This is a genomic window from Janthinobacterium tructae, assembly GCF_006517255.1.
Lineage (GTDB): Bacteria > Pseudomonadota > Gammaproteobacteria > Burkholderiales > Burkholderiaceae_D > Janthinobacterium > Janthinobacterium tructae.
On the sequence record NZ_CP041185.1, the window covers coordinates 1448285 to 1464686 of the forward strand.

At 61.0% G+C, this 16402-nt stretch carries 13 protein-coding genes; 9 read left to right on the forward strand and 4 right to left on the reverse strand.

Going from position 1 to position 16402, the window contains the following annotated elements:
* Positions 1-76 precede the first annotated feature (76 nt).
* The gene (locus tag FJQ89_RS06405; RefSeq protein ID WP_141169528.1) at positions 77-1441 is read left to right on the forward strand and encodes an amino acid permease; all 1365 of its coding nucleotides are present in this window, start codon (positions 77-79) and stop codon (positions 1439-1441) included.
* Between the two features lie 64 nt (positions 1442-1505).
* Here the strand turns inward: FJQ89_RS06405 and FJQ89_RS06410 are convergent, their stop codons facing one another.
* Positions 1506-3128 carry a hypothetical protein gene (locus FJQ89_RS06410; RefSeq protein ID WP_141169529.1) on the reverse strand — a complete coding sequence of 541 codons (1623 nt, stop codon included), beginning with the start codon at positions 3126-3128 and terminating at the stop codon, positions 1506-1508.
* A 423-nt stretch (positions 3129-3551) separates the two neighbouring features.
* Between FJQ89_RS06410 and FJQ89_RS06415 the strand changes: the two genes are divergently transcribed.
* The 6 genes from FJQ89_RS06415 (at position 3552) to FJQ89_RS06440 (ending at position 9505) form a co-directional block, all read left to right on the forward strand.
* Positions 3552-5261, forward strand: coding sequence for a methyl-accepting chemotaxis protein (locus tag FJQ89_RS06415; protein ID WP_141169530.1), 1710 nt, complete (start codon positions 3552-3554; stop codon positions 5259-5261).
* Positions 5262-5285: 24 nt separating this feature from the next.
* Entirely contained in the window at positions 5286-5912 is a 627-nt protein-coding gene (cysC, locus tag FJQ89_RS06420; protein WP_141169531.1) for an adenylyl-sulfate kinase, read from the forward strand.
* Between the two features lie 33 nt (positions 5913-5945).
* Complete coding sequence (locus FJQ89_RS06425; RefSeq protein ID WP_141169532.1) at positions 5946-7061, forward strand: sulfotransferase family protein; 1116 nt, start codon at positions 5946-5948, stop codon at positions 7059-7061.
* A 137-nt stretch (positions 7062-7198) separates the two neighbouring features.
* Entirely contained in the window at positions 7199-8536 is a 1338-nt protein-coding gene (locus tag FJQ89_RS06430; RefSeq protein ID WP_116744644.1) for a sensor domain-containing protein, read from the forward strand.
* Positions 8537-8609: 73 nt separating this feature from the next.
* Positions 8610-8996, forward strand: coding sequence for a hypothetical protein (locus FJQ89_RS06435; RefSeq protein ID WP_141169533.1), 387 nt, complete (start codon positions 8610-8612; stop codon positions 8994-8996).
* Between the two features lie 68 nt (positions 8997-9064).
* Positions 9065-9505 carry a DUF411 domain-containing protein gene (locus tag FJQ89_RS06440; RefSeq protein ID WP_141169534.1) on the forward strand — a complete coding sequence of 147 codons (441 nt, stop codon included), beginning with the start codon at positions 9065-9067 and terminating at the stop codon, positions 9503-9505.
* Positions 9506-9596: 91 nt separating this feature from the next.
* Here the strand turns inward: FJQ89_RS06440 and FJQ89_RS06445 are convergent, their stop codons facing one another.
* The 3 genes from FJQ89_RS06445 to FJQ89_RS06455 form a co-directional block, all read right to left on the reverse strand.
* Positions 9597-11828: an NADP-dependent isocitrate dehydrogenase gene (locus FJQ89_RS06445; protein ID WP_141169535.1), complete on the reverse strand. Its 2232-nt coding sequence runs from the start codon at positions 11826-11828 to the stop codon at positions 9597-9599.
* A 588-nt stretch (positions 11829-12416) separates the two neighbouring features.
* Complete coding sequence (locus FJQ89_RS28575) at positions 12417-14075, reverse strand: methyl-accepting chemotaxis protein (RefSeq protein WP_141169536.1); 1659 nt, start codon at positions 14073-14075, stop codon at positions 12417-12419.
* A 297-nt stretch (positions 14076-14372) separates the two neighbouring features.
* A complete protein-coding gene (locus FJQ89_RS06455; RefSeq protein ID WP_243136444.1) occupies positions 14373-14879 on the reverse strand; it encodes a DUF3429 domain-containing protein in 507 nt (168 codons plus the stop codon).
* A 153-nt stretch (positions 14880-15032) separates the two neighbouring features.
* On the opposite strand from FJQ89_RS06455, the gene FJQ89_RS06460 reads away from it, so the two are divergent.
* Positions 15033-15431 carry a thiol-disulfide oxidoreductase DCC family protein gene (locus FJQ89_RS06460; RefSeq protein WP_141169537.1) on the forward strand — a complete coding sequence of 133 codons (399 nt, stop codon included), beginning with the start codon at positions 15033-15035 and terminating at the stop codon, positions 15429-15431.
* Positions 15432-15684: 253 nt separating this feature from the next.
* Complete coding sequence (locus tag FJQ89_RS06465) at positions 15685-16380, forward strand: SDR family NAD(P)-dependent oxidoreductase (RefSeq protein ID WP_205704628.1); 696 nt, start codon at positions 15685-15687, stop codon at positions 16378-16380.
* Positions 16381-16402: the final 22 nt, after the last annotated feature.

The following is a 16402-nucleotide window of genomic DNA, read 5'->3' on the forward strand; positions in this document are numbered from 1 at the left end:
ATGCATTTCGCTCCTGCTTTGCGCGCCCATGCTTTAGAATCAGCGACCTCAGCCCCGTAAAAACAGGATAAAACATATGACGGCAGTCGGGAATACCGAACCACAAGAGCTCAAGCGCGGCCTGAAAAGCCGCCACATCCAGCTCATCGCCTTGGGCGGCGCCATCGGCACCGGCCTGTTTCTGGGCATCGCGCAAACCATCAAGATGGCCGGCCCTTCAGTGCTGCTGGGCTATGCCATCGCCGGTGTGATCGCCTTCCTGATCATGCGCCAGCTGGGCGAGATGGTGGTCGACGAACCGGTCGCCGGCTCCTTCAGCTACTTCGCCGACAAATACTGCGGCCACCTGCCCGGCTTCCTGTCGGGCTGGAATTACTGGGTACTGTATATACTCGTCAGCATGGCCGAGTTGACGGCCGTCGGCATCTATGTGCAGTACTGGTGGCCGGGCGTGCCGACCTGGGTCTCGGCGCTGATCTTCTTTTGCGCCATCAACGCCATCAGCCTGCTGAACGTGAAAGCCTTTGGCGAAATGGAATTCTGGTTCGCCATCATCAAGGTGGTCGCCATCATCGGCATGATCGTCTTCGGCGCTTACCTGCTTGCCTCCGGCGACGCGGGCCCGCAAGCGTCGGTGGCCAACCTGTGGCAGCACGGCGGCTTCTTCCCGAATGGCTGGCAGGGCCTGGTGATGGCCATGGCCGTCATCATGTTCTCGTTCGGCGGCCTGGAACTGGTGGGCATCACGGCGGCCGAAGCGGATGACCCGAGCACGACGATTCCACGCGCCACCAACCAGGCCATCTACCGCATCCTGATCTTTTACATCGGCGCACTGGGCATTTTGTTGTCGCTGTACCCGTGGCAAAACGTCGTCACCGGCGGCAGCCCCTTCGTGCTGATCTTCCATGCGCTCGACAGCAACCTGGTGGCCACGGCCCTGAACGTGGTGGTGCTGACTGCCGCCCTGTCCGTCTACAACAGCGGTGTGTACTGCAACACGCGCATGCTGTTCGGCCTGGCCAAGCAAGGCAATGCGCCGCGCGCGCTGCTGCACTTGAACCGCCGCGGCGTGCCTTTGGCGGCGCTGGGCGTGTCGGCCCTGGCGACGGGCGCCTGCGTGGTGGTCAATTACTTCATGCCGGGCGAAGCGTTCGAAGTACTGATGGGACTCGTGGTCTCGGCGCTGATCATCAACTGGGCCATGATCAGCTGGATCCATTTGCGCTTCCGCGCGCAGAAAAAAATCGAAGGCAAGACGACCTTGTTCCAGAGCCTGGGCTACCCATTCACCAACTACCTGTGCCTGGTCTTCCTGGCCGGTATTCTGGTGATCATGTACCTGACGCCGGGCCTGCGCATCTCCGTCTACCTGATCCCCGTCTGGCTAGGCGCCCTGGGCGTCGGTTACCGGGTCAGGCAAAGCAAGGCCAAAGCCTGACGCGACACCTTCGCGCCAAAGAAAAAGCCCGCCTTCTTGCGAAGACGGGCTTTTTTTCCGCACGCTATGCGCCGGCCGCCCCATTCTTGGCTTCCTGTGCCGCGGGCATGGCGTCCCCCTGCCACGGGCTGATCCACTGACCGGGATAGGATTGCAGCATGATATCGTCGTTCAGTGTCAGCAAATCCTGTTTGTGCCGCTCGGCCCTTCCCTCGACAGTCTCGTCCGTGGTACCCGTCTTGTAAGGCCACAGCAGCGTGAGCAAGTCGCGCTGCACCGAATGCTGGGTCGGCGTGGTCGTGTCCGACTCCAGCTTGCCCATCACATATGTCATGACATGCGTGGACTGGGTGGCTGTTTGTTGCAGGCTCGCTTTGACCAGCTTGCCTTCCTTGTAGGCCAGTTGCGCATCGCTGCTGGCCGTGTCTTCGATCTGGTGGTAGGTGTAATTCTGTGATTCCACCGCTTCCGTCAAGCGCAACGGCACGCCGGGGATCAAGGGCATGTGGAAGCTGGCGCTCAGCTTTGATTGCTGCTGCTGCCGGATCGAGCGCTCGTCCTGGCTGGCGCCGGCCAGGGTCGTCTGTTGCGACAGTTCATAGTTGAAGCCATCCGTTTCCGCCAGGCGCATGGAATTGCCCGATTTCGGCGTTTGCGACACCGAAGCGCTGAAGTCCGCCATGCCGGTCAGGATCGCCTTGTCCTCGGCGGCCAGGCGCCACTTGCCCGCCGCCGGTACGCCGCGCGCATCCTGCGGCGCGGCGGCGTTGCTGTGCAAGGCGCCAAACGCATCCTTGAACATCGACATCAGCGCCGGATCGCCATGCCCACGCGACGCGGCCTGGCCGATCTGCTTCATATAACTGCTCATGGCCTTGGCCTGCTGTTCCTGGCTGCCCAGGGCATTGAGCTTGCTGGCGTCCACCTTCACGTCCAGCGATCCGGCCACGCCCTTGAAGCTGACCTTGCGCTGCGCGCTGTCGGCCTGGAAGTCCAGCGTCTGCGTGCTTTGCGGCTCGGTGCGCACTTTCACTTCCGCGTGCAAGTTCACCGACGCCAGCACGTTCTGGTCAAATTGCATCAGACCGCTCAAGCTGATCTTCGGCTGGCCCTGCGCCATGCCATCGATGGCTTCCTGGAAGGCCTGCGCCAGGCCGCCCAGCGCGCCGGCCTCGGCCTCGCTGAGTTCGCCGCTCGTGCTCATGCGCACGGCCAGGCCATCGTCCTGGCTATCGAGCGACAGCTTGACCTCCACGCCGCTCCTGGTGGTGATGCCGAGAGTGACCTTGTCTTCGCCATTGCCGTGCAAGCTGGCCGCTTGCATGGCCCCGATGTCGCTATAGGTATTCGGTTCCATGCGCGGCGGCGACTGCTGTACCGCCTGCGACACATTGCGCACGCCCCCCTTGATCTGCTCCAGCAAGCTCGCGCCAAGGCCGGCGAAACGGCCGCCAACCGTGCGCGAAAAAAAGTTTTTCGCCATTTGCTCGCTGACGCCATCTTGCGCAGGGCTTTCCCATATCTTCGGCGACGGCGTCAGGTCGGCGGTGGCTTGCCTGGTCCCGATGGCAACGATGGAAGACGGACTTGGCGCCGGAGACGGCGCGGCATCGGTCTTGTTGGCCGCGGCACTGAGCGCGCGGGACGGACTTGGATTCCAGCTCGGGATCGAGGAGACGGAGGTCATGGGTCTTATGCCTTGCTAAACGAAGATCGGTGATTGGATAAAAGATGCATAACTTTCATTTTTTGATAACTATTTACCTTCAAACACTCCCTGGCTTGCACGGAGAAAGGGACGGGGCACATCTGAAACGCTAAGCAGACACAGCTATAACGACGTGAAAGGTGAAATCATGAGCGCAAAGTAGCATGAAAATTTTTCATTCCTGATGCAACTCACACTGCGCCGCCACACCTGCGCCCGCGCGCGTTCGCCATCTAACTCAATCTGAACTGTTGCCGCAAGTAAATTTCTACTGTTGCTCTAATGCTGAAAGTGACTTTGTGTGACATTCCACCTGCCCTCAATCACTATGATCGTTGAGTGCTTCACGATAAATCCGCATTAGCTTATGCGAAACGGCAAGCATAGCCCTAAGGAGGCAGCATGAAATTTTTGAACTTAACCATAGCCAAGCGGCTCGGCCTGGGCTTTGGCCTGGTATCCCTGTTTCTGTTGCTGGTCATCGCGTTGGGACTGACCAGCATGCGACAAATCCAGGACCGCATGGATGAAGCGACCAAGGTCAACAACGTCGAAACCAGGCTGGCCCAGACTATGGACTTGACAGTGACCGAGCGGGCGCTGGCGCTGCGCAATCTGATTTTGCTGAAGGAGGAGAAGGAGATCCAGATCGAGGTCGCGCGCATCGCGGAGCAGGAAAAAAAATACGCCGCCGCCCAGCAAAAGCTGGGGGAAATGTTCGCCAAGCTGGAAGGCACCTCGAGCGAAGAAAAAAGCCTGCTCGAACAGATCCGCACACAAAGCGGGCTGGCGGCCCCCTTCATTCAGCGGGCCGCCGCGCTGGCACTGGAGCAAAAGCAGGACGATGCCTACAAGCTGCTGCGCTATGAATTCCGCCCCGTGCAAAAGCGTTGGTGGGAATTGCTGCGCACCTTGATCGCCGTCGAGGAAAAGCAGAATAGCGAAGCCTCCAGCATGGCCGAGGCGGCCTACAGCCAGGCGCGCCTGGTGATGCTGAGCATCGGCTCGCTGGCGCTGCTCACCAGCCTGCTGGCCGCCGTGCTGATCACGCGCAGCGTGACGCGCCAACTCGGTTGCGAACCCGACGAAGCGGCGGCGATCGCCGGACAGATCGCCAGCGGCAACCTGGCCGTGCCCATTCATACCCGCGCCGGCGACACGCACAGCCTGTTGCACGCCATGCAATCGATGCGCGACAGCCTGGCGCAAATCGTCCAGCAAGTTCACGCCAGCACCGAGACCATCGCCACGGCGGCGGGACAAATCGCCATGGGCAACCTGGACTTGTCTTCGCGCACGGAGCAGCAGGCCAGCACGCTGGAGCAAACCGCGTCGTCCATGGAAGAACTGACCAGCACCGTGCGCATCAACACCGACCATGCGCGCCAGGCCAACGGGCTGGCCGAATCGGCCTCCGATGTCGCCACCAAGGGCGGCGCCGTGGTGGCGCAGGTGGTCGACACCATGGCGGCCATCGATGTCTCGGCGCGCAAGATCGTCGACATCATCGCCGTCATCGACGGCATCGCCTTCCAGACGAATATCCTGGCGCTGAACGCGGCAGTCGAAGCGGCCCGCGCCGGGGAACAGGGGCGCGGCTTTGCCGTAGTGGCCACCGAGGTGCGCAACCTGGCGCAGCGCTCGGCCGCGGCGGCCAAGGAAATCAAGGACTTGATCGGCGACTCGGTCGACAAGGTCCAGGCCGGCAACCGGCTGGTGGAACAGGCAGGATCGACCATGCACGAGGTCGTCGCCAGCGTGCGGCGCGTCACCGGCATCATGTCCGAAATGATGTCCGCCAGCCAGGAACAATCGGCCGGCATCGAGCAAATCAATATCGCCGTGACGCAAATGGACAATGTGACGCAGCAAAATGCGGCGCTGGTCGAAGAAGCCGCCGCCGCCGCGCAAGCGATGCAGGAACAGGTCAACAGCCTGAACGAGGTGGTCAGCGTCTTCCGCGTGGGCAACATCGCCGGCAGCCGCGATGCGGGACTGCGCGCGGTCAGCCGTCCGCCACCGCCGCTGGCGGCACGGCGCCCGCCCGTCACGGCAAAGCCGTCCCGTCCGGCCGTCGCCAAGCCCAGCGAAATCGAGTGGGAACAGTTTTGAGCCGGTAACGGGGGGGAGTGGCACATGGGTAAACTGGAACAGATCGCCGCTGCGGGCCACGTGGCGACGCACATCTTCCCGCATGCGGGCCATATCGGCAAGGAACAGCGGGGGCCGCTGGCCGGCCAGCGTGCTGCGACGCTGTGGCTGACCGGCCTGAGCGGCGCAGGCAAGTCGACGCTGGCGTACGCGCTGGAAAGGCGGCTGCTGGCGCAGGGCCGCCTGAGCTGCGTGCTCGACGGCGACAATATGCGGCAGCACCTGAATGGCGACCTGGGCTTTTCTGCGCGTGACCGCCAGGAAAACATCCGCCGCGGCGCCGTCGTCGCCAGGCTGATGAACGACGCCGGCATGATGGTCATCTGCGCCTTCATCTCGCCGCTGCGCAGCGACCGTGAGATGGCGCGCCAGATCATCGGCGGCGACGATTTTATCGAAGCCTACATCAGCACGCCATGCGCGCTGTGCGAGGAACGCGATCCCAAGGGACTGTACAAGAAAGCGCGGGCCGGATTGATCCCGGCATTTACGGGCGTCTCGGCGCCCTATGAAGCGCCGCTGGCGCCGGCGCTGACGCTCGATACCGGCACGCTGTCGCTGGAACAGGCTTGCGAACGGCTGTTCCAGCAGCTGTGCCCGCGTTTCATCTGATGCCGCGCACCCACCTGTTCGAGGAATGATGCGATGAGCAGCCACCCCCCCGGCGACGGCGCACGCCCGCGCCCTGTCATGATGATCCCCCTGCGCCGCTGCGGCAGCCATGCCCTGCGCCTGCGCCTGAACCTGTCACCGCAGTTCTATTCACCGTATCCGCTGCACCTGGTCGATATGATGCCGCTGCTGCCCCTGTACGGCGACTTGCGCGACGACCGCGCCTACTTTCGCCTGGTGGTCGATGTGGTGGGCCTGGCGGCGGTCAGCATGGTCAAGTGGCCGGGAGTCGCCTTCGATCCGGTGGAAGTGTTCGAGACGCTGCGCGGCCAGCCGCGCAGCATCCACCGCGTGGCATGGGAGCTGCTGCTGCGCGCGGGCGAACGCCGCCAGGCGCAGGTGGTGATGGACAAGTCGCTCGACAGCGTGCACTACGCCGACGACATCGTGCGGCTGTATCCGGACATGCTGTTCCTGAACGTGGTGCGCGATCCGCGTGCGCAAGTGGCGTCGATGAACCGCGCCATCATCCACGATTTCGACACGCTGCTCAATGCCAGGACCTGGCTCGCCGCCCACACGGCCGCCGACCACGTCGTGCAGCGCTATCGGCAGCGCGTGCTGACGATACGCTATGAAGATTTCCTGTCGCGGCAACACGAGACGCTGGAAACGGTATGTGACTTTCTCGGCATCGCCTTCCTGCCGCAGATGCTGGACGTGGCGGCGTCGGCCGAAGCGCGGCACATCGCACAGTTGTCGTCGCTGTGGTCGGCCAACTGCCATGCGCCGATCACGGCCAACATCGACAAATTCCGGCAGCAACTGTCGGACGATGAGATCAACCTCATCGAAACGCTCGCCGGCCCGTATATGGACCGCTACGGCTACCCGCGCCTCGCTCGCGGCGACGCCGGCATCACGCCTGCGCTTATCGAACTGGCCGGGGTGCGCTCGGCGCAAGGACGCGAACGCGCCTGGCGCGCCCTGGAACAGGACAACTTCCGCGACTACGCGCTGCGCCGCTGCCGCGCCGACTATCTGGCCCAGCTGCATGTACGCCTCAGCCAGAGCGGCGGCGCGGCGGGCCGCGGCGCCATCGTCACGCTCGATCCACTCGATCCGGACGCGTTTGTCGTCGATGATTGACAGGCTGGCGCCGACTACCTGCTCCGCAGCGACATGCCGCCGTCGCTGCCGGCCCGGCAAGCCGCGATCAACGCTCTTTGCTTTCTAAAAACAATAATTCAATATCGATCGGTAATGTCCACTAGAATAGTGAACATATGAAACATCTGATTAGTGCGCCGGTCGCCAGCTTCACCGATTTGCTGCTCGACGCCGTGTGCATGGTCGATGTCAAAGGCCGCTTTGTCTTTGTCAGCGCCGCCTGCGAACGTATCTTCGGCTACACCCAGGAAGAAATGATCGGCATGGTCATGCTCGACCTGGTCGCGCCAGCCGATCGTCAGCGCACCATCGCGGCGGCACAGGCCATCATGAACGGCCATGCCCAGGTCCACTTTGAAAACCGCTACACCAGGAAAGACGGGCGAGTCGCGCACATCATGTGGTCGGCCCGCTGGTCCGCCACCGACCAGCTGCGCGTGGCAGTGGCGCGCGATATCACGACGCTGAAACAGACGCAGGCGAAGCAGGCGGCGCTATACGCCATCTCCGAGGCGGCGCATGCGACCGAGGAACTGCCGGCCCTGCTCCAGCGCATCCACCAGATCGTCTGCGAACTGCTGCCCGCCTGCGGCCTGACAGTCTCCCTGCGCGACGAGCACGGTCAGCACTTGCACCATGCGCAGCAGGGGCTGGACGGCGCGCCCGCAACGCACGCCGCGCTGGCGGGCCTGCTGTGCGAAGAAGTGCAGCGCAGCGGCCGCGCCTTGCTGATCGAACCCGGCCAGCTGGCTGGCTTGCCGCCCGCCTTGCAGGCTGCCGCTGGCGACCTGCAGGAGTACTGGCTCGCCGTCCCGCTGCAGTCGTCGCGCGGCATCATCGGCGTGCTGGTATTGCAAAGCGGCCAGGGAGATGCCACAGGCAACGAACACGAGCTCGATTTGCTGCAATTCGTCGCCAAGCAACTTGCCATCGCCATCGAGCGCAAGCAACTGCAGAGCCGCATGCACTTCATGGCCATGCACGATGAACTGACCCGCCTGCCGAATCGGCGCCTGTTCCATGACCGCCTGCAGACCGCGTTTGCGCGTGCCCAACGCCATGATGGCCGGCTGTCGCTGCTGTTTCTTGACCTGAACCGTTTCAAATTAATCAATGACCGCTACGGCCATGCCTGCGGCGACTTGCTGCTGCAGGCCGTGGCAAGCCGGATCAGGGCTTGCCTGCGCGAGACCGATACCCTGGCCCGCCTGGGCGGCGATGAATTCGTCGTGCTATTGGAAAACAATCCGCTGTCGCTCGATGTGATGCTGATCGAACGGAAAATCCACGCGGCGCTGGCCACCCCGCTGCGGCTCGACGATGGTCGCCACCTGCGCATCAGCGTCAGCATCGGCGTCGCGCACTACCCGGACGACGGCGATACCATGCAGCTGCTGCTGCGCAATGCGGACCGGGCCATGTACAAATCGAAGGCGGGCGCCACCGAGCGCTAAGTAACCCCTCCTGAGGATGACTTGGAGAGTGCCTGCTTCTGGCGACAATGCCCCTATGCTATACTTTCCGGCGATGCTAAAACTGTTCAAAACATGGCTGATCCTGCTGCTGATCACGGCGGTGCCGCTGCAAGCGGCAGCAAGCGGCGTCACGCGTGCGTGCGCGCCGCTCGCTGCCTTGCCTGCCGCCATGCTGGCAGCGAACTGCCAGCATCACGCTGCGCAGTCATCCGCCGTCGCCCACAGCGTCGGCACGCAAGAAGAAAACACGCCCCCTGCCAAGCACCCCGCGTGCGGCGTCTGCGCGAACTTTTGCCTGGGCGCGCTGATGCCGCCCTGCCTTTCCCTGCCTGCCGCAGCCTGCACCGGCGCGCAACAAGTCACCATCGCAACGGCCACCTTGCTGACAGGATTCATTCCTGACGGCCCGCGCCGGCCGCCGCGACCGCTTTCCGCTTAAAGTCCAAGCTCGTCCCAAGCAGGCCACCCGTGTGGCCACGATAGACCAACTCCGTCTGAAAGCAGCACATGATCAAACATTTCTTATTGCGCGGCGCCTGCGCCGCCATGCTGGGCCTGCCCCTGCTCGCCACGGCAGCAGCCCCCGTCATCGACGTCTACAAAAGCGCGTCGTGCGGCTGCTGCACCGCATGGGTCAAGCACCTGGAAGCGAACGGTTTTACCGTGCGCGCCAGGAACGTCGAGATGCCGGCGCAATATCGCCAGCGCGCCGGCATACCCGACCAGTTCGGCTCCTGCCACACGGGCATCGTCAACGGCTACGCCATCGAAGGCCACGTGCCCGCCACCGACATCAAGCGCCTGCTGCGTGAGAAACCCCAGGCGAAAGGCCTGGCCGTGCCGGCCATGCCGATGGGCTCGCCAGGCATGGAAGGACCGCGCAACGATCCCTACGACGTGTTCCTGGTGAAAGCCAATGGCACTACGGTCTACCAGCACTACAAATAAAGGCAGGGGACCATAAAAAAACGCCGCCGGGATTGCTCCCGGCGGCGTTTTTTGTCAGGCAGCAAAGAACTTACCGCCTGTCAGGACTGCATCAGATGCTGTCGAGCACCGCATTCAGGCTGGCGCTAGGACGCATCACCGCTTCCGTCTTCGCCGGATCGGGCAGGTAGTAGCCGCCGATATCCGTTTCCTTGCCTTGTACTGCTTTCAGCTCGGCAACGATCTTTTCTTCGTTGTCGGCCAGGGCTTTGGCCACTGGCGCGAAGTGCGCTGCCAGTTCCGCATCGTCCTTCTGCGCTGCCAGGGCTTGCGCCCAGTACATGGCCAGGTAGAAATGGCTGCCGCGGTTGTCGAGTTCGCCGGTACGTGGCGATGGCGACTTGTTGTTGTCCAGCAGCTTGCCGGTGGCTTCATCCAGGGTTTTCGCGAGGATTTTGGCCTTCGCATTGCCCGTCTTGATGCCCATGTCTTCCAGCGACACGGCCAGGGCCAGGAATTCACCCAGCGAATCCCAGCGCAAATGGTTTTCTTCCACCAGTTGCTTGACGTGTTTCGGTGCCGAACCGCCGGCGCCCGTTTCGTACATGCCGCCACCGGCCATCAGCGGCACGATCGACAGCATCTTGGCGGACGTGCCCAGTTCCAGGATCGGGAACAGGTCGGTCAGGTAATCGCGCAGGATGTTGCCGGTCACCGAGATGGTGTCCAGGCCGCGGAAGGCGCGTTCCAGCGTGTAACGCATGGCGCGCGTCTGCGACATGATCTGGATTTCCAGGCCGCTCGTGTCGTGCTCCTTCAGGTACACCTGTACCTTCTTGATGACTTCGTTCTCGTGCGGACGGTAGGAATCGAGCCAGAACACGGCAGGCATGCCCGAGTTGCGCGCGCGCGTCACGGCCAGCTTGACCCAGTCGCGGATCGGCGCGTCCTTGACCTGGCACATGCGCCAGATATCGCCCTCTTCCACCGTTTGCGTCAGCAGCACTTCGCCCGTTTCCAGGTCGGTGATGTTGGCGGTGCCACCTTCCGGCACTTCAAAGGTCTTGTCGTGCGAACCGTATTCTTCCGCTTGCTGCGCCATCAGGCCCACGTTCGGCACGGTGCCCATGGTCTTCGGATCGAAGTTGCCATGCCATTTGCAAAAACCGATCATTTCCTGGTAGATGCGCGCGAAAGTCGATTCCGGCATGACTGCCTTGACATCCTTCGGACGGCCGTCGGCGCCCCACATCTTGCCACCGATGCGGATCATGGCGGGCATGGACGCGTCGACGATGATGTCGTTCGGCGAATGGAAGTTGGTGATGCCCTTGGCCGAATCGACCATGGCCAGTTCCGGACGATTCGCGTGGCAGGCGTGCAAATCTTTCAGCACTTCATCTTTTTGCGACGCTGGCAGTGTCTCGATCTTGTCGTACAGGTTGCTCATGCCATTGTTGACATTCACGCCCAGCTTGTCGAACAGTTCGGCGTGCTTGGCGAACGCGTCCTTGTAGAAAATGCGCACGCAGTGGCCGAAGACGATCGGGTGCGAGACCTTCATCATGGTCGCCTTGACGTGCAGCGAGAACATCACGCCCGTCTTGAAGGCGTCGTCGATTTCCTTTTCGTAGAACTCCAGCAGCGCTTTCTTGCTCATGAACATGCTGTCGATGATTTCGCCCGCTTTCAGCGCAACCTTCGGTTTCAGCACGATGGTCTTGCCCGAGGCGGTGACCAGTTCCATCTTGACATCGCGGGCCTTTTCCAGGGTCAGCGATTTTTCGCCATGGTAGAAGTCGCCATGGTGCATGTGCGAGACGTGGGTTTGCGACGCCTGGCTCCACTCGCCCATCGAATGCGGGTGCTTGCGTGCATACTCTTTGACAGCCTTCGGTGCGCGGCGGTCGGAATTGCCTTCACGCAGGACCGGATTGACGGAGCTGCCGATGCACTTGCCGTAACGGGCCTTCAAGGCTTTTTCTTCTTCCGTCTTCGCGTCTTCCGGATAGTCCGGCAGCTTGTAGCCACGGCTTTGCAATTCGCGCACGCAAGCGATCAATTGACCTTGGGAAGCGCTGACGTTCGGCAATTTGATGATGTTGGTGTCTGGATTCTGGGTCAATTTGCCCAGTTCAGCCAGGGTATTCGGGACTTTTTGCGCGTCCGTCAGGAATTCGGGAAACTCGGCCAGTACACGCGACGCCACCGAAATATCCGTGGCCACGATGTCCACGCCAGCCGGCGCGGTGAATTTTTTGATAATTGGCAGCAGGGAATACGTCGCGAGCAGCGGCGCCTCGTCAGTCAGCGTGTAGATGATTTTGGATTTTTGTGTTGCCATGTTCATTCCCTTGTATGCGGTGATGCCTGGTGGTTAACTTTCTTCATTCCAAACACAGGACGGTTAGCCTTGCTTTGGACGGCTAGTGTGCCGGCGGTGACGCCGTGCTTGCCCACCACGTATTTTAGACTGTCCTGCCGCTGTTTGTGTATCCGATGGCGACGAATCTTATATAAGACAGCAAATATCTGATGGCGCCAGGCCAGAACGGCCATTTTCGGCCTTGAAATGGGCGCAGGAGAATCGCATGGCATGTATGCGGCCACGGAGAATCATTCAATATTGACAATATCCAAGTGGGAGCGACGTCACGCCCGCCCGTTCTTGACGATGCCGCGCACATTCATCAGCGCCAGGCAAACGTTCAGCACGATCAAGGCCCAGGCTGCGTCTTGCCAGCCCCAGCAGACCTACAGCACATTGCTGATCAAAGAGACCCGGAACCCGGCGCTGTCGAGCTAGCAATTGCCGATGTCATGTTGTTCTCCAAAAATTATTCCAGGAGCGCAATAGCATTTACGGCAAGTTCTCAAGAAACCTGGCCGTGAGCGTCAGGTCGCGCCCCTGTTTTTCGCCCACCGCGAGCGCTCAAGCGGCCAAGCGGCTCACTGCCGGCTTGAAGGCGGCCCGCGAGAGAGGCGCCTTGATGGCGACACGACTGGTGCTGCGGCTACCTTCGGGATCGGCGGTGAGCTGGAAAACGCCGACCACCTCGGCCAGCATCTGCGCTTCTTTCTGCAGCGATGCGGCGGCGCTGCTGGCTTGTTCGACCATGGCGGCGTTCTGCTGGGTCGCTTCATCCATCTCGCCTACGGCCTGGTTGACCGATTCGATGCCGGTGCTTTGTTCCTGACTGGCCAGGCTGATCTCTGCCATGATGTCGGTTACGCGTTTTACGCTACGCACAATCTCTTCCATCGTAGTGCCGGCATCGTCAACCAGGCGCGCGCCGATGTCAACCCGCTGCACCGAACTGCCGATCAAGGCCTTGATTTCGCTGGCGGCCGAGGCCGAACGCTGAGCCAGGTTACGCACCTCGGTTGCCACGACAGCAAAGCCGCGGCCCTGCTCCCCGGCGCGCGCCGCTTCCACGGCGGCATTCAGCGCCAGGATATTGGTCTGAAATGCAATCGAGTCAATCACGCCGATGATGTCGACAATTTTCTTTGACGATTCATTGATTGCCGCCATAGTCTCGACCACTTGCGCCACCACGGCCCCGCCACGTACCGCAACTTCGGATGCGGACTCGGCCAATACATTGGCCTGCCGCGCATTGTCGGCATTCTGACGCACGGTGCTGGTTAATTCCTCCAGAGACGATGCGGTCTCTTCAAGCGTTCCTGCCTGGCGTTCGGTGCGCGATGAGAGATCAAAGTTTCCGGCTGCGATCTCGGTCGAAGCGTTGAAAATTGTTTCGGTGCCGGTCCGCACCTGCGCCACGATCCCGACCAGATTGTCGCGCATTTTTTTCATGGCGAACAGCAGGCTGCTGTGGTCGTCTTTCGCCGTGTGAATCGCGACGGACAGGTCGCCAGCAGCGATGCGGGTAACGATACTGACCGCATAATCCGGTTGTCCTCCGAGCTGCTGCAGCAGCCCGCGACCGATATACCAGGCACTGCTTACGCCGGCGGCAATGGCAACCGAACACAGCAGTAGCATCCAGGTGAAGAAGCTGCTGCTCAGCGCGCGGGCGCCGGCGGTAGCGTCCTGGCTCATCTTTTCTTCCAGGTCGATCAGTTTATTCACCGACGCCAACCAGTCTACGAAGGCCGGGCCGACCTGTTGCGCCAGCAGGCTGGAAGCCTGCGCAAATTGCTCGGCACTACGCAACTCGATCACCTTGGCGATCAACGGTTGCACGCGGCGCTCGGTGTCCTTGATACTGCTCAAGGCCGCTTTTTCGTCGGCAGTCACGGCACCGGCAAATAAGGCATCGAGGGGGGCCGCCGATTGCTGGTATTTGTCATCAAGCGCCTTGATTTTGTTCACCTGCGCCTGCAAGGCGGCGGCGTCGGTGGCCAACACCACGTCGCGCACGGCAATCGCACGGTCGTGGACGCTGCCGCGGAAGTTGATCGCGTGGCGCTGTTTGACGTTATTGACATCGTTGACGCGGCTCAGCGTCTGATCGATACTGCCGACTCGATTCATGGCCAGGCCGGTGAGTACGATTGTCAGCGCGAAGGTGATGCCGAAACCTATTGCCAGGCGGGTGCCGACGGTTTGAGTGGAATTGTTCATTCAAGTCTTTATGTAGTTTGCAGGACAGAGCGATAAGGAAACCATTGTCCGATAAATGATGATTCTTTGCGGCAACGTCTTTGGCGAGCAGATTGGCGTTACAAATTTTATATTTGCAACATTTAATTTCTTGCAATGGATACGCGGCGCGGAAAGACAGGATTTTTTCTAAAAAGTTTCAATTTATGCAGGACGGCAACTGCCTATCAGTTTGCCAACCGCTGGTGGAGCAGCGTTTCTTGTTTTCGCGGATGAAAGCCGGGCGACCAGCGGCCTGATGGCTCACCCTGCCTTGCCTCATACATGGCTGGCGAAGCTGGTGGCGAGCAGGCTTGCAGCAGCGACGACAGACAATTGCAACCTCAGCGGCAAATACCAGATGGGTAACCCGGCATGCCTGAATAGCCGCCAGTCCTGGAAGTAATGGACGCCAAAGCCGGTGGCCAGCAAGGCACTGCCCGCAAGCGGGTCAAGCGCCAAGGCCAACCAGGCCAGCAAGGCGGGAATCACACTCCAGGCAAAGCAGACGTTGCGCTTACGATCACTGACGAATTGCACGCTCATGGCGAAACCCCAATGCAGAGCGCCTACAAAACTGAGGATCACAGCGCCGTAGTGCAGTGATAATTGCTGCCAGACACCGCTACGCTGCGTATCGAGCCAGCTCGCCGCCAATAAGGCAAGGAACGGCATCAGGCCAGCGTAAGCGAGGCAGGCAACGATGCGCGGCGTGCGGCCCCGGCTCATTTGACGCGCCCACTCCAGCTCGTCGGCCACAGCCGCATTCAATGCTAGCTTGTTCATGCAACCCTCTTTGTTTGTCAATGTTGTGCGGCGTTGATCGCCGCACTAGCAAGTATGCCGAGATTGTATCTATAATGAACCGTATTACCTAATATATATAGGTTCAATGTAGGTTCATCACAACAAATACTCCATACCCAAAGAGGTCAAGTCATGCCCAACCCTGCCGAAAACGGCATTACGACAACTGTTTTTTTTGATGGCTCCTGTCCTTTGTGCCGTTGGGAAATCAGCCTCTATCAACGTGCTGTGCCGACGACCCCCATCGAATGGGTCGATGTCAGCGATTCCAAGCTGAGCGCAATGGAGGGTTGCAGTTGCCAGGAGTTGATGGCGAGATTTCATGTGCAAACGAAAGACGGCACCATGCTGAGCGGCGCAGCGGCCTTCGTTGCACTATGGCTGCTATACCCGGCCTGGCGCTGGCTGGGGAAGTTGGGCGCATTGCCCGGCATGCAAACGCTGCTGGAGTTGCTGTATCGTGGCTTCTTGCGCCTGCGTCCCAGCCTCCAGTGGCTAGTCAGACAATGCGGCACTGCCAAGCCACTGTAGTGTCAGTCCTGGCATCGATGTCGGCACGGTGCCACCCGGGTAGAACAGGCGCCCTCATGGTGAAAGCGCATGCTGGCAGTACCATATCTCGATGCGAAGAACCGATAATGAACCGCTTTTTTATCAGACAGGCGCACACCACGCTGGACACCTACGATGCAGGGCGCTAAGCTGGGTCGAGATGGCGTGCCAGGAACCATGTCAGGAAACAGATAGGTACACCCCCCACCCTTGAATGGAGCAGCATGCCATGATGTCCAGTCTTCCTGATCAGTTTCACGCGCTAGTGCTTGGCGCGTCGGGCACGATCGGCGCCGCATTCGTCGACCTGTTGGGCGCCATGCCACGTTGCGCATCTGTGTGCGGCCTGCATCGCCATTCGACACCACGACTCGACTTTACCGACGAAAACAGCATTGCCGAGGCAGCACGAGAACTTGCCACCAAGCCGCCCTATCACCTGATCATCAACGCCGCAGGCATGCTGCACGACGGCGATCTCATGCCGGAGAAACGCCTGGCTGACCTCAATTATGAGCAGATGCAGGCAATTTTCCAGACCAACACCATGGGGCCGGCGCTGCTCATGCGCCATTTCTTGCCGCTGCTCGATGGTGAACGCGCCATCATGGCCATGTTATCGGCGAAAGTGGGCAGCATAGGCGACAATCAGCTAGGCGGCTGGTACAGCTACCGTGCCTCGAAAGCCGCGCTCAACATGCTGGTCAAGACGGCAGCCATTGAATTGGCGCGCAAGCAGAAGCACAGCGTGCTGGTCGCGCTGCATCCGGGCACCGTCAACTCCCGCTTGTCGCGGCCATTTCGCGGTGAGATTATCGGACGTCCGGCGCATGACGCCGCCAGCGACATGCTCACCGTACTAAACACCCTGAAGCCGTCTGACAGCGGCGCATTCCTGGCATACGACGGCACGCGCCTCCCCTGGTAGTACGAGTACGCATTGCGCCGGT

Coding starts and splice junctions, on each gene's coding strand:
- FJQ89_RS06410 (WP_141169529.1), bottom strand. CDS start 3,128: ATGACCTCCGTCTCCTCGATCCCGAGCTGGAATCCAAGTCCGTCCCGC.
- FJQ89_RS28575 (WP_141169536.1), bottom strand. CDS start 14,075: ATGAACAATTCCACTCAAACCGTCGGCACCCGCCTGGCAATAGGTTTC.
- FJQ89_RS06460 (WP_141169537.1), top strand. CDS start 15,033: ATGCCCAACCCTGCCGAAAACGGCATTACGACAACTGTTTTTTTTGAT.
- FJQ89_RS06455 (WP_243136444.1), bottom strand. CDS start 14,879: ATGAACAAGCTAGCATTGAATGCGGCTGTGGCCGACGAGCTGGAGTGG.
- FJQ89_RS06430 (WP_116744644.1), top strand. CDS start 7,199: ATGAAACATCTGATTAGTGCGCCGGTCGCCAGCTTCACCGATTTGCTG.
- cysC (WP_141169531.1), top strand. CDS start 5,286: ATGGGTAAACTGGAACAGATCGCCGCTGCGGGCCACGTGGCGACGCAC.
- FJQ89_RS06415 (WP_141169530.1), top strand. CDS start 3,552: ATGAAATTTTTGAACTTAACCATAGCCAAGCGGCTCGGCCTGGGCTTT.
- FJQ89_RS06465 (WP_205704628.1), top strand. CDS start 15,685: ATGTCCAGTCTTCCTGATCAGTTTCACGCGCTAGTGCTTGGCGCGTCG.
- FJQ89_RS06445 (WP_141169535.1), bottom strand. CDS start 11,828: ATGGCAACACAAAAATCCAAAATCATCTACACGCTGACTGACGAGGCG.
- FJQ89_RS06435 (WP_141169533.1), top strand. CDS start 8,610: ATGCTAAAACTGTTCAAAACATGGCTGATCCTGCTGCTGATCACGGCG.
- FJQ89_RS06425 (WP_141169532.1), top strand. CDS start 5,946: ATGAGCAGCCACCCCCCCGGCGACGGCGCACGCCCGCGCCCTGTCATG.
- FJQ89_RS06440 (WP_141169534.1), top strand. CDS start 9,065: ATGATCAAACATTTCTTATTGCGCGGCGCCTGCGCCGCCATGCTGGGC.
- FJQ89_RS06405 (WP_141169528.1), top strand. CDS start 77: ATGACGGCAGTCGGGAATACCGAACCACAAGAGCTCAAGCGCGGCCTG.